We start from the raw sequence: 13,256 nt of genomic DNA, 5'->3' as shown, positions 1-13,256 counted from the left end.
GTTCCTGTAAATATAATTTTTATAACTCAGGAATGAAAAAAAATTCAAATTTTAAATACCAAAAAAAAGTTGCCATTAATTGCACAAATTAGCACTAATTTTTTCTAAGCAAATGAAAAATATTAATTCGTAATAATTGGTGTAATTCGTGGCAAAAATTTTAAAGCCTTTGACTATACTCAAGCCTAGTCAATTTTTTTAGCTTATAATGATTTTGTGTTCGTGACGGTATTGCGAAGCGCTTTTACCGGTATACTGTTTAAATGATTTACTAAAGTGACTAAAATTGTTAAATCCGCTTTCGTAGCATACTTCATTTATACTTATTGGTTTTTCTGCCAATAGTTTTGAGGCATGTACCAAACGATATTCATTGACGAACTCTGTAAATGTTTTATTCGAAATCTTTTTAAAATAACGACAGAAAGAAGGCGTCGTCATACTCACCAGACTTGAAACTTCGTCTATCGCGATTGATTCCTGAAAGTGATCTTTGACATAATTAAAAATAACATTGATACGGTCATTATCCTGTGTTTGCAATTCAAGCGAAAAACCATCAGCATTAAGTACCGTATATTCTTCAGAAGAATCCAGCTCATCTAAAATACTCAGGAGAGTGAGCAAACGTTCAAATGGAAGTTGGTTTTCCATCATCTCGATCTTCCTGCCAATTTGTTTTTTTGTTTCACCACCAAAAGCAATTCCTCCTTTTGATTGCTTCAAAATATTTTGAACCTTTTTCATTTCAGGCGCTACAAAAAATTCATTTCCTAAAAATTCAGGTTTAATATGTATCACCGTTTCGTTTGTGTTCCCGGTTTGTTCGTTTGTAAAACCACAATGTGGCAAATTTGCACCTATCAAAATCAAACTCCCGTTGGTATAATAAGAAACGTGACTTCCTATTTGTCTTTTACCGGCGCCTCCGTTTATATAAACCAACTCGATTTCAGGATGATAATGCCATAAATGAGATTTAATATTAGTCTTTTCGGCATGTTTGGTATAGGTAAAAGAACTTCCGTATGAGTTAGATATCACTTCAAGAGCGGGGGCGATTGTCTTCATGATAAAATCTTTAAAAAATAATAGCAAATTTAACAAAATCACCTATTATAATTTAAAATTTAACCTATAACGGTTTCGCAATTGAGGATTTTGTATAATAATGAGCATGATATCAATACCTAAATTATCATAATTGAGGTATTTTTTATACGACTACTATTTTTATGATTGATTTTTTCAGGATATCATATTTAATCTACTGTTTTTATATAGATTTGGTATTTATGTAAGAATTTTAGATGTTTCTAAAAATATTAACATTTATAAATAATTGAAAAATAATAACCTAATTAACAAAAACACCTCATATAATTCAAATTTTAACCTATAACGGTTTCGTAAATGAGAATACAGCATCGAAATAGGAAAATAGAGTTGTGTAAAAAAATTGATCTTCAGAGTAATTTAGCATCAGAAAATTAGAACTAACAATTTAAAACAGAGCCCTATGAAAAAGATTTTAAAATTAAGTTTAGTATGTGCAGTACTTTTATCAGGAATGAGCACTTATGCAATTGATGGAGATGGAAATACTGATTTTAACCTTCATGTATTAAAAGCGAATGGAAAGCTAATTACGTTTGCTCTAAATCAGATACAAAAAGCGAGTTTAAGTATTTATGATAAAGATGGTACTTTAATCTATTCTGAAAATGCTTCAGGTAAAGAAGGAATCTTAAGAACTTTTAGTTTAGAAGAGTTTCCGGCAGGAACTTACTTCTTAGAAGTTGAGGACAGTGTTAAAAAAGTAAGACACGAAATTACAATTACTGATGATGCCTCTGTATTATCATCAAAAGCAGTTTCGTCAGCATATAAAGCAGGTTCATCTGCTCAAAATTCAAGCGTAGCAGTACGATAAAAAGTTTATACTCTCATAAAGTATAAAAATGAGGTTAGATAGTTAGTAAAGTTAAAAACGTGATTGTTTTAAAACAGCTCTTTGTGGTTATTGAGCTGTTTTTTTTTGTGCCTTATTTTAATTTAAAATTAACCGTAAAAAGTGCCAAGGATTTTTATTCGGATTATGCCTTATAAACACAAAGTTCGCAAAGCTATATCAATTATGAGCTCTGCGAACTTTGTGTTTATATAAGCATTAAAAAATTTGTGTGTTTTATTTTTAAATTTTTATCAAAACGCACTTTTGTAAGAAAGCAGGATTAATTTACATTATGCTAATATTTACAAAAAATTGAAAAATAACAACTGAATTAACAAAATATCAAAAAATAATTCAAACTTTAACCTATAACGCTTTCGTAAATGAGAATACAGCATCGAAATTAGAAAATAGAGTTGTGAAAAAAAATCAATATCCGAAGTAATTTAGCATCAGAGAATTAGAACTATTAATCTAAAAAACAAAGGTCATGAAAAAGATTTTAAAATTAAGTTTAGTATGTGCAGTGCTTTTTACAGGAATGAGTACGTATGCAATTGACGGGAATGAAGATTTTAATCTTCATGTATTAAAAGCGAATGGAAAGCTTATTACGTTTGCTCTTAATAAGGTGCAAAAAGCTACCCTGGCGATTTATGATAAAGACGGTAGTTTAATCTATTCTGAAAATGCCTCAGGTAAAGAAGGGATATTAAGAACTTTTAATCTGCAAGAATTTCCAGAAGGAACTTACTTCCTTGAAGTTGAAGATAATGTAAAAACAGTAAGACATGAAATTACAATAACAGATGATGCTACAAAATTATCATCAAAAGCGGTTTCATCAGTTTACAAAGCAGGTTTTTCTGCAAAAAATACAAGCGTAGCCGTACGCTAAAAAAGTTATACTGCATACCGTATAAAAATCGAGTTAGATAGTTAGTAAAGTTTAAAACGAATAATCGTTTTTAGAACAGCTCATTGTGGTTATTGAGCTGTTTTTTTATGCCTAAAATTTTACTAAACATTTTAGTAATTTGCTTTTCGAAAACTATTCTTAATAAATATAACAGTATGATTTTTAAACCCTTAAAAAAAAGCAGTTCAAAAACATCCAAGAGCCCAGTATTTACGTACATAGTTCAGATAAAACACAGAAACATCTTTAATTCAGCAATTTAGATACGAAAAAAAGTGATTTTTTTGCATAAAATTAAATTTCAATTTGTAGTTTTGGGCGTTCCAAAAATAGTAATTAACAATTAAAAAAAACATGACAAAATTTACCAAAATGGGCTTAGTTGTTGCCGTATTTTTAACAACAATCTTTACGTATGCAATTGATGGAAAAGGGGATTATATTTTGAATATAAAAACCGGGAATGGAAAAGTAGTTAGTTTTACTTTGAACACAATCCAGAAATCAGTTTTTACTATCTACAACGAAAATAATAATTTAGTTTACACAGGAGAATCTGCTACAAACGAATTAGAGATTTCGAAAACAATAAGTTTAGAAGGATTACCATCAGGAACTTATGTTTTAGAGGTAAAAGAAAATGGTAAAGTTGCGAAACACGAAATTGCGGTTTCTGCCAAAAAATTAAAAAGTGTCAAGCTAGACGAATCAGTAAACGAAAGTCCTTCATTTCGCCGTTAATCTTCACCCTTTTTTGCCCAAAAAAATTAAAAGCATTCGCCGCCGCGAATGCTTTTTTTTATTCTAGTTACTTTTAATGCATTTTTCTTTTTCTGTCATCATTGGGCTGCATACCAAACCAATCTCTGTTTGATGACCAATGCAAATACTCATTTCTTAATTGGCGCAGCATTTTTTGAGAATTAGAGGACATAACATTAACCTCACTCAATTCTGTAGGTTCTAATTCGTTTTTTTGTCCAGTAATTTCTTGAGGCATTTTAAGTGTACCAAAATCTATTTTAGGTTCATACTGTTTTACCCTTAAGTTGTCGGTTACTTTTTTTAGACCTTCATATTCGTAGGTATGCTCTTTTAGCTTTTGGTCTATGCTTTTTATCTCCGTTTCTAATTTTTGTCTTTCGCTCTTTGCGATTCTTTGTTTTTCAATTTCTTCATCAGTAATAAAATCCCATTCTTGAATCCGGTTTGTTTCATCGAGAGCATAAGGCATTAAATAATTCTCGACATTGGTTAGAAAACTATCCAACGGAAATTTTATACTCGATTGCTCTATAAAGTGCTCTTTCATTGATGTACTTCTGGCATAGGTTTCCATAAAATGCAGCGGGATATAACTGTATTCTTTTTTAAGACCTTCATACTGATCGTCAGTTCCTTTTATTTTATTACCACGGGTTCCTACCAGTTTTTCATAAACAACAGGAAAACTTTTCCATTGTGTTTTTACCTTAATCTGTTGTTCTGTATACCAATATTGTCTCATTAAATCTTTTCTCAAAAGGTCAAGTCCCTCTATTTCTTTTAAAAAAATACTTCCTTTAGGAAAAACAGATACATAATATTTATCTTTTAAACTTGTTCCTATTTCATCAATCTCTTCTTTTTCGGTCATATAAGCACCTCCAATATCACAATGTACACCCGGAAAGTTTTTTTCGATACATCTGCCTTCTACTTGTTTAATTCGGGTGAGGGCAAAATTTTCGCGATGTTCATCTTTGGCAGTAAAATGCACTACTTTCTGGCAGTACAGATTGTTTAGCGTTGGGCTAATTGTAGCGTCTGCACTTTTTATCCGGGTTAGATCATTAAGATGTAGCTCCTTTATATCATCATTAAAATACTTTTGTTGAAATTTAAAAAACTTAAATCCTTCGTCTTTTACATTTCCGTAAGCATCATAATGATCCCAAATACCGTTTTGCTCATAATAAGACGAAACTGTATCATAAATCCCCACAAACCGAATTGTTATTTCGATATTTTTCAAATCCTCAAAACTAAGTTTAGTTTTTTTAAGTAAACTATAACCTAAATGTCCCATTTTGGGTAATTGCCCATTTTTTAAAAGAGTATTGTCTATCTCATAATTATCAACATCGACATAGGAGGTTCTCATTTTTTGAACACGGCGCATTCTGGTCGATGCAGAACCCTGCATTTCCCGATATTCTATCCCACACGGAATTTCTTTTCGCACTGCCTCCTGATAACCAGAGTCCAGATTAAGCTCATAAACCAGATTTCTGGCAGTCGCAGCACCACGACTAAAGCCAAGGATATCGACTGTAATTTTGGTTAGTTTTACTTTTTGATCATTCTCTTTTATTTTATCCAATACTTTATCCGCAATTTGCTCACAAGCATAGCGTACTCTGGCACGTATGCCGGTTTGTCCGGACCCAAAAGCAAAACCATCTGTGCTGTCTCGCATCAGGTTATCTGTACCCATACCCGGTACATAAATAGCATATTCTTCCTGCTCGCAACATTGCCACATGCGTGCCACATTGGTATAATCGTTGCTATAACTGTTGTCTGTACCCATGCGATCGAGACCAAACTCGTTTAGCGGTACTCTGTAAGACGCCACGAGATATTTTATTTTTTCATCAATAGCAGCAAACTCTCTTTGCTCCTCAGGAGTTTTGTCACGCTTCGAGAGTAGTTGCTCTATTCGACCTTTGTTTTTTATTTTTTTATATTCTTTTTTATCGTCACTCTCCAGTTCCTCATTCCCTTTCGAGTAATCTATTTTACCCTCTTTATCAGTACGGCTGTAAATAGTACGCATATCCGTATTGTCCTTATTGTTTAGTGTACCATCTATAAAGATCCCAAAAGTAAGATGTAAGTCTTCTACTTTTATCTCATCTTCATTGCCCCCTGTATTGTATGCAAATGATCTCTCCATACTTATTCTTTTTTATATTCTCTAGTAACCATTGTTGACTCAAAAACTACAGTTTTAAATTTCTTAAGCGGTGTAGCTCTAACTTCGTTTTTTAGAGTTGCGACTAAATATTCACTTCCTGGCGTTATTTTGACTTCAAGATCTATATTACTCTCAGGATTCTTTTGATACAATTCCTTAAAATCAGCAAAAATTTCTTTTTCATCAAAAATAAAAGAACCACTATAACCCTGTCCATTTTCATCCCAATAACCAATACCTAAACTTTTAGGTATTGCTCTTTCTTGATATTTATTTTGAGTGAACTCATCGTCTAACAAAGTTTCTCTTTCCCCGTTAAACAGCGTAAATGATAATTCATCCTGTATTTTGCCTTCATTCAAAAGCACATAAGTAGGTCGCCAGCAGTATTTTATACGGTAGCTATCCCAAATTCCGTAAGGGATGGGTTTATTTTTATTGGCTTCCTGTACTTCTGGCGGTATAATTTTAGGATTTTTCAGGGTGCGTGCCCAATCGGCAGGATCAAACAACAAACGTTCGTGACTGTCCAGCGAAGCTATTTCTTTGGGGCTTATAACTGTTTTATACCCTTGGTAACGTCCGATTTCTACATTTTTCTGACCTCCTTTTAACCAAACCACTACCACACCTCCAGGAGCAAAACCTATAGTAATATGGTTATAAGTAGCCATTACTTTTCCTCTTTTCCGATTACTGTCTAGAAAGCCTTCATTAAAGAGTTTAACCATTTTGGTATAATCGAGTTCAGTATCTATTTCGTACATAATATTTTCGACATACGAGTACCAGATACAGTAAAGACTTTGGGGGATTGGTTTTTCACCCATACTCATACCTGAAGAGTTTTTTCCCCAATCGCCCATACCTGTAGTTGTACCAAAGCCATAAATACTCGTACTGCTGTTAGGTCTCTCGGTTACTCCGTTTGATACTTTTGGTCCTTCCAGCCATCCTCTGTATACTTGTATAGGATATCCTAACGGGCAACTCAAGCCTTCTTGCCATTCAAAATTTGTTTTCATATAAAGTGTGTCTTTTGCCTCCTGTTTTACAGCATAATTAGTTTCTTTTTTTTCCTGACAGGAAATTGTCAGAGTATTTGTTGCCAGAAATAACAGTATATATAGTGCTCTTTTTTTCATGTTTTTTGTTTTTATAGCTATTGGTTCTATCCTAATTTTTTATTGCATCCTTTATAGACATACCAACAGCAAGGTGTAAGTCTTCTGCTTTTATCTCATCTTGACTGCTCCCATCATTGTATGCAAGTGATCTCTCCATAGTTATTATTCTTTAACGTATTTCTTTGTTAATGAACGTGATTCAAAAACTTCCAATTTACTTTTCTTTAGGTCTATAGCCTTAATTCCGTTTTTAAGTGTTATTCCTAAATTTTTACTACCAGCATTTATTTTGATTTCTAAGTCAATATTTACTTCTGGATTTTTTTTGTGTAGCTCATTAAAAGCTTCAAAAATTTCTTTCTCGTCAAAGTAAATATTTCCTCCATAACCTTGCCCTGTTTTATCCCACCAGCCTGTATATAAACCTTTTGAAATTGCTCTTTCAAGGTATTGATTCTCTATAATTTCATTATCTAACAATGTTTCTCTTTCACCATTGAACATATCAAACGATAAAGTATTATTCATTTTTCCTTCTCTCATAAATGCAAAAGTAGGTCGCCAGCAATATTTTTTACGATAACTATCCCAAAGTCCGTACGGGATGGGTTTGTTTTTATTGGCCACCTGTATTTCCGGCGGTATAATTTTAGGATTTTTCAGGGTGCGTGCCCAATCGGCAGGATCAAACAGCAAGCGTTCGTGACTGTCCAGCGAAGCTATTTCTTTGGGGCTTATTACCGTTTTATACCCCTGATAACGTCCGATTTCTACTTGCTTTTCAGCTCCCTGCAACCAAACCACTACCACACCACCAGGAGCAAAACCTATGGTAATATGATTATAAGTAATCATTACTTTTCCTCTTTTTCGATTAGTATCTTGAAAACCTTCATTAAAGAGTTTAACCATTTTAGTATAATCGAGTTCAGTATCTATTTGGTACATAATATTTTCGACATACGAGTACCAGATACAATAAAGACTTTGGGGGATTGGTTTTTCGCCCATACTCATGCCTGAAGAATTTTCTCCCCAATCGCCCATACCTGTAGTTGTGCCAAAGCCATAAATACTCGTACTGCTATTAGGTCTCTCGGTTACTCCGTTTGATACTTTTGGGCCTTCCAGCCATCCTCTGTATACTTGTATAGGATATCCTAACGGGCAGCTTAAGCCTTCTTGCCATTCAAAATTTGTTTTCATATAAAGTGTGTCTTTTGCCTCCTGTTTTACAGCATAATTAGTTTCTTTTTTTTCCTGACAGGAAATCGTCAGGGTATTTATTGCCAGAAGTAACAGCAGATATAGTTCTCTTTTTTTCATGATTTTGGATTTTATAGCTGTTTATTAGCAATTTTTATCACTAAGCTATTTGTACTGCTTTTTAAGATTTAAAAAATCCGTTATTCTATTTTTTATCGAATATATTGACGAGGTAAAAAAATAAATTGCGAAGAAGGTTTAGTAAATTAAAACCAATGTGAGCCTAAAAACAGCCACAATAAGTTTTTATAACAATACAATAAGACATTCTGCTCTTTAGTTTCTTATAAAATCTATTGTAATAACTACCCTGTTTTTGTCTTTTTAAACTCTTAAACTAAATCAAAATTTTGAGTATTTATTCTTGTACTATTTCAGTTTACTTCAAAAAAAAACCTCTCAAAATCTGAGAGGTTTCTGCTATTAAAAGTGTATGATTTAAATTTTATTTCTTTATAATTTTCTTTGAAATTTCAGTTCCATTAACTTTGACTTTAAAAATGTACGCTCCTTGATTTAAACTGGTTATATCAATTTTATTATCATTAAAATCAGCTTTATTACTTAGTAATTTTCCATTCAAATCAAAGATCTGTACACTTTCAACTTCATTATTATTTTCAGTCTGTATATTTACAAAAGCATTTGAAGGATTTGGAAAGAATACTAAAGGTGATTTACTTTCAATTAATGGATTACTTAAATTTCTGCTATATTTCCAAAGTTTACCATCTTTAGTATAGTACAAATAATTATTAAATTCAAAAGGTAATCGAACATTATCCAGATTACTAATATTTTCTAAAGTTTTCAGATTCAAATCATATATCCAGCCTTTTCTATTGTTATCCTTATCTATTCCAGCATGAATAAAATATTGATTTTCATTAAATTTTATGGTCGATGCCAGAGTAGTACTTAGAGCAAGCCCGGGTGCCTGTAAATCATTTGCTGCTGCCATCTGTCCGATATTAGAAACTACATTATCAGCTAAATTTAAAGAAACCAACTCTGTTCCTTCAGTTGCATTTGAAGTAGTAAAAACTAGAGAATTACCTATTCTGGTTAGATTTGAGGCAAAAAAATATTTATCGATATTTTTCTCATAAACTGAAACAATTGTATTGTTTGTTGTGTCAAACTTTAGTATGCTTATATTTCCTATACTATTTATAAAAGATTTCTGAGAAACAAACATTAAATACAAACTATTATCTACAACTATAACATCATCATAATCAACTAACCCACCTAAAAACGTATTTCTTACAGTTGCAACTTTTTTTGTGTTTCCTACTGTTCCGTCAGTTTCAAATAAAAAATATCTACTGGCAAAATAAAGTTTATTATTATACGTGATAAACTGAGTTAAAATACTAGTTCCTCCTATACCTCCCACCAATCCTGAACCATTACCATCCATTTCTTCGCTTACTGGAAACGTGCCTGCAGAAGTTCCGTCACTCCTCCATACTCTTGAATTGCCTGTCCAGGCTGGCTGAATTGAAAACATAAACATATTATTGCATTGTCCTTCAAAAGAAGGAATATTCCATATAGATGAAATTTCTTTAACCAATACAGTTCCTGAATCTGTTCCATCCGTTTTCCAAACATCCAACTTATCGTCTTCTTTTGTTATTAAAAAATATATAAAATTTCCTACCACTGTTAGTGTTTTAACACGCCCGTTAAGAAAATTTGTAACTTTTACAGTTCCTTCATCAGTTCCGTTTGTCTTCCATATTTCACCTGCAGAATTTTCATCAGACGCAATAAAATAAAAGGTATTATTCATAACAGCAGATCCCGTTTTTATTGTAGAAATATTATCATTTCGATCATGCGTATCTTTGAATAAAAAAGTATTATCCGTAGTTCCGTCACTTTGCCATAATGCTCTTCCATTATTTGTATCATATCCTTCAAAATAAATTTTCTGATCAAATTTTTTAAACGATTGAGCAATTCCAGGCGAAAAATCATAAATCATCTGCTGTGCGTTGATTTTTGAAATAAAAAAAGCAAAAAGAAATAAAAGTAGTTTTGTTTTCATTAAATAAGTTTAGATTTTATTAATAGTTTCTCTTGATTTGTAATATTAATATTAAATATTTGAAATAAAAAAATTAAATAAAAAAAAAGCATGCTACATATTCCTTCTATACTGCCCGCCAACTTCAAACAATGCCGAAGTAATCTGACCAAGCGAACAAACCTTTGTAGCTTCCATTAAATGGTCGAATAAGTTTTCTTTGTGGATTATGAGGGCGGGGTCGCAAATCGGTAAACGAAAATCCTTCGTTTTGTGGTTAATTATTTTTTGCTTAAAAACGAAAAGCCATGGAAACAAATGAAATTGAAAAATTAGCAAGATTTAAAAAATTAACCTCCCAATATTTTACAACCCTAAAACCAACAAAGGATAAAAATACTTACACAGTTCAATTTAAGATTGTCAATTATCTAGAACTAGGTTGCGTCATTACCGATATGATAAAATTGTGCATTTTGGCGCTAGATCACGATATGCATAAAATCGAAGAGAAAAAAAGTGATTCTATAAATGTAAGTTTGATTCTTGAAACTGTTGTACAGATGTTTCCTTTGGATGAATTTGAGTTTTTGAGTTATGTTGGGGAAATGGTTAATGAATAATCTTCTGATGATTTTTGGTGGCTCAAATGAATTTTATTTTGATTATGGAATTTCTTTGCCATGGACGGATTAAAATCCATCCCTACAATATATTTAGTTCCTTCGGAACTTTTATAGAACTTTATTAAAAATAACCACAATATTGTCATTTCGACAAAGGAGAAATCTTCGCAAGAAACTCCGCAACGAAAGTTCAATCTTTATCGAGCTTCTCGTGGGGATTTCTCCTTCGTCGAAATGACAAATAGCATGAAATTTTATTGTTCTGCTGGCGCGAGCGTCCCGCTCGTGCGCGTCAACTTGATTTTTTTTTATTATATATCTGGTATAAACTCCTTTTTTTAATTATTAAATGGTTTGATATCAGTAAAAAATTCAATCGGTAAATAATATTCGCTAAATTTATTATTTATAGGATTAAACCATTTAATTTTAACCGATTCTGTAGAAACCAATCTTTTATTACTTCCATCCTTATAATGTAAATCTTTGTGTTCTTCTATTTTAAAGCCACATATAACAAAGTCCGGTGTAGCATAATTTACAACATATTGAATTATCTCTTTTACACTTATCTTGTCTTTATTACTTTTATCTTTAGTAATTTTAATCGAAGATCTTTTTTTCAAAATCTCCAACTTTTTAGTTTTAAAATATAATATTTGACCGTAAACATATTCTGGTTTTTCAGGATAATTTGAAATTTCAGTTATAACGTCAGAAGTATCATCTCCATTGTTACTATTAATATTACTAAATTTAAGTTTTTTAAAACTCTCAAGCATTTTCTCATAAAGATGTACTTCTAAAAACTCACTCTTATTATCATCAAAATAAATGCAAACATATTTGATTAATTCTGCAATTTCCTTTTTACTAGCTTCGTCAAAAGTTTTCTTTTTCTTATTCTCAAAAAAAACTTCTTTAATCATCATTATAGGAGGAACATATTTACCATCACCTTTAATATAAGAATTATAGAACAAAGGATGTGTTTTAAAGGTTACAATATCCCCTACTTTGAAAGCATTAATTAATTTAACCATTCAGATGTATTTTTTAGTAAAAATATTAATAAATTATTATATTTACCCAAGAGTAAGAAGTTCTTTAGTTAAAAAAATAAAACATTTGTTGCGAACTATTGTAAACATAAGTTTCAATTAATCCAGACCTCAGGGGAATAAATCAAATATGTGGATTAGTAAATTGGAACAATTTCTGAATTATCAGTAAAGAAATCAATTTAATTACTGATAATCTCAGAAATTGGAATATGGTATCGTACCAGGAGCATCTAGAAATTCTATGTTTCCCTTTAGAGAAAGCGAGTGAGATTAAGTTCATAATTACTTTGTGAATTATATATATTACGAGTTCAGATTCTATAGATAAATATACGTACAAGTACAGCGGGAGTCGAGAATCGGCTAATGGTTCAATCTTTAATATAAGAGATGTAAGTTTTATTTTGTTATAAAATCCGCGCGAGAACTTTTTACTCTACTTTTTATATGACAACAAAAGATTGGTTTAAAGATCGAGGATATCCTCACTTTTCAAATAGAACACCTTTATCAGTAAGAAAAAATTGTGAGACATATGTATCTAACAAATCAAAAGTTGCAAAACACTCGTTTTTACCACTCATTTTCAAAGAAATTAAACAAAGAAGATACAAAAAAAGTAAAATAAAAGGTATCATTAGACGCTCTCATAAAAGCGAAAAGGATAATGAAATTGTTTCAAATACAAAAATTAGAAAAATACTGTATTCAAGTCATTTAGATTCACATATTTTTTCTTATTACGCGCAAAAAATAATAACACCTGAATATGAAAAAATATTAAGAAACAATACGAACCTTTCTCAAGCGATTTCAGGTTACAGACAAATTCCAACAGACGATAATTTAAAATTTAAAAATAATGTCCATTTTGCAAAAGATATCTTTGATGAAGTAAAAAAAAGAGGACATTGCGTAGTTTTAGCTTATGATATCGAAAATTTTTTTCCCAGCTTAAATCATAAACTTCTAAAATTAGTTTGGGCTCGAATTATTGGATGTAAATCTTTACCTAAAGATCATTACAATATTTTTAAAGCAACTACCAATTTTTCATATGTAAAACTTAATGATTTAAAAACCTGCAAAAATCATTTTGACGAAAAAAAATTATCGAAGTATAAAAAACTTGGGAAAAATACCTTTTTTGAAAATATTAATGAACTTATAGATTCTAATATTGTAATTTATAAAAACCAAAAACATAAAGATGGAAAGCTAATTGGAATCCCTCAAGGATTACCTATTAGTGCTTTATTAGCGAATATTTATATGTTACCATTTGATGAAGCAGTAATTACAGAAC

10 protein-coding genes and 1 pseudogene are annotated in these 13,256 nt (G+C 31.2%); 5 read left to right on the top strand and 6 right to left on the bottom strand.

What is annotated here, in order from left to right; genetic code table 11:
- Window positions 1–198: 198 nt before the first annotated feature.
- Entirely contained in the window at window positions 199–1,071 is an 873-nt protein-coding gene (locus tag B0A64_RS12155; RefSeq protein ID WP_089479790.1) for an AraC family transcriptional regulator, read from the bottom strand.
- Window positions 1,072–1,519: 448 nt separating this feature from the next.
- On the opposite strand from B0A64_RS12155, the gene B0A64_RS12150 reads away from it, so the two are divergent.
- From B0A64_RS12150 to B0A64_RS12140, 3 genes are all read left to right on the top strand, one after another.
- Entirely contained in the window at window positions 1,520–1,933 is a 414-nt protein-coding gene (locus tag B0A64_RS12150; protein ID WP_089479789.1) for a T9SS type A sorting domain-containing protein, read from the top strand.
- A 511-nt stretch (window positions 1,934–2,444) separates the two neighbouring features.
- Window positions 2,445–2,852 (top strand): T9SS type A sorting domain-containing protein, encoded by a 408-nt coding sequence (locus B0A64_RS12145; protein ID WP_089479788.1) that lies wholly within the window; start codon window positions 2,445–2,447, stop codon window positions 2,850–2,852.
- Window positions 2,853–3,227: 375 nt separating this feature from the next.
- Window positions 3,228–3,614 carry a secretion protein gene (locus B0A64_RS12140; RefSeq protein ID WP_089479787.1) on the top strand — a complete coding sequence of 129 codons (387 nt, stop codon included), beginning with the start codon at window positions 3,228–3,230 and terminating at the stop codon, window positions 3,612–3,614.
- Window positions 3,615–3,687: 73 nt separating this feature from the next.
- On the opposite strand, the gene B0A64_RS12135 is transcribed toward B0A64_RS12140, so the two are convergent.
- The 4 genes from B0A64_RS12135 to B0A64_RS12120 all read right to left on the bottom strand — a co-directional run bounded on the left by B0A64_RS12135 (window position 3,688) and on the right by B0A64_RS12120 (window position 10,281).
- On the bottom strand, window positions 3,688–5,811 hold the full coding sequence (locus B0A64_RS12135) for a phospholipase effector Tle1 domain-containing protein (RefSeq protein ID WP_089479786.1): 2,124 nt from the start codon (window positions 5,809–5,811) through the stop codon (window positions 3,688–3,690).
- A 2-nt stretch (window positions 5,812–5,813) separates the two neighbouring features.
- Window positions 5,814–6,977, bottom strand: coding sequence for a DUF2931 family protein (locus B0A64_RS12130; RefSeq protein WP_089479785.1), 1,164 nt, complete (start codon window positions 6,975–6,977; stop codon window positions 5,814–5,816).
- Between the two features lie 144 nt (window positions 6,978–7,121).
- A complete protein-coding gene (locus tag B0A64_RS12125; RefSeq protein ID WP_089479784.1) occupies window positions 7,122–8,285 on the bottom strand; it encodes a DUF2931 family protein in 1,164 nt (387 codons plus the stop codon).
- Between the two features lie 385 nt (window positions 8,286–8,670).
- Window positions 8,671–10,281: a T9SS type A sorting domain-containing protein gene (locus B0A64_RS12120; RefSeq protein WP_089479783.1), complete on the bottom strand. Its 1,611-nt coding sequence runs from the start codon at window positions 10,279–10,281 to the stop codon at window positions 8,671–8,673.
- A gap of 287 nt (window positions 10,282–10,568) precedes the next feature.
- On the opposite strand from B0A64_RS12120, the gene B0A64_RS12110 reads away from it, so the two are divergent.
- Window positions 10,569–10,883, top strand: coding sequence for a hypothetical protein (locus B0A64_RS12110; RefSeq protein ID WP_089479781.1), 315 nt, complete (start codon window positions 10,569–10,571; stop codon window positions 10,881–10,883).
- A 341-nt stretch (window positions 10,884–11,224) separates the two neighbouring features.
- On the opposite strand, the gene B0A64_RS12105 is transcribed toward B0A64_RS12110, so the two are convergent.
- Complete coding sequence (locus B0A64_RS12105; protein WP_089479780.1) at window positions 11,225–11,929, bottom strand: DEAD/DEAH box helicase family protein; 705 nt, start codon at window positions 11,927–11,929, stop codon at window positions 11,225–11,227.
- A gap of 468 nt (window positions 11,930–12,397) precedes the next feature.
- On the opposite strand from B0A64_RS12105, the pseudogene B0A64_RS12100 reads away from it, so the two are divergent.
- Window positions 12,398–13,256, top strand: a pseudogene (locus tag B0A64_RS12100) (reverse transcriptase domain-containing protein); the annotation flags it as partial.

The organism is Flavobacterium araucananum (assembly GCF_002222055.1).
Lineage (GTDB): Bacteria > Bacteroidota > Bacteroidia > Flavobacteriales > Flavobacteriaceae > Flavobacterium > Flavobacterium araucananum.
The sequence above is the reverse complement of the archived record's forward strand: the minus strand, read 5'-3'. Positions and strand labels throughout refer to the sequence as shown.

Excerpts from the sequence above, each read along its gene's own strand:
- B0A64_RS12155 (WP_089479790.1), bottom strand. The coding sequence starts at position 1,071 with ATGAAGACAATCGCCCCCGCTCTTGAAGTGATATCTAACTCATACGGA.
- B0A64_RS12150 (WP_089479789.1), top strand. The coding sequence starts at position 1,520 with ATGAAAAAGATTTTAAAATTAAGTTTAGTATGTGCAGTACTTTTATCA.
- B0A64_RS12145 (WP_089479788.1), top strand. The coding sequence starts at position 2,445 with ATGAAAAAGATTTTAAAATTAAGTTTAGTATGTGCAGTGCTTTTTACA.
- B0A64_RS12140 (WP_089479787.1), top strand. The coding sequence starts at position 3,228 with ATGACAAAATTTACCAAAATGGGCTTAGTTGTTGCCGTATTTTTAACA.
- B0A64_RS12135 (WP_089479786.1), bottom strand. The coding sequence starts at position 5,811 with ATGGAGAGATCATTTGCATACAATACAGGGGGCAATGAAGATGAGATA.
- B0A64_RS12130 (WP_089479785.1), bottom strand. The coding sequence starts at position 6,977 with ATGAAAAAAAGAGCACTATATATACTGTTATTTCTGGCAACAAATACT.
- B0A64_RS12125 (WP_089479784.1), bottom strand. The coding sequence starts at position 8,285 with ATGAAAAAAAGAGAACTATATCTGCTGTTACTTCTGGCAATAAATACC.
- B0A64_RS12120 (WP_089479783.1), bottom strand. The coding sequence starts at position 10,281 with ATGAAAACAAAACTACTTTTATTTCTTTTTGCTTTTTTTATTTCAAAA.
- B0A64_RS12110 (WP_089479781.1), top strand. The coding sequence starts at position 10,569 with ATGGAAACAAATGAAATTGAAAAATTAGCAAGATTTAAAAAATTAACC.
- B0A64_RS12105 (WP_089479780.1), bottom strand. The coding sequence starts at position 11,929 with ATGGTTAAATTAATTAATGCTTTCAAAGTAGGGGATATTGTAACCTTT.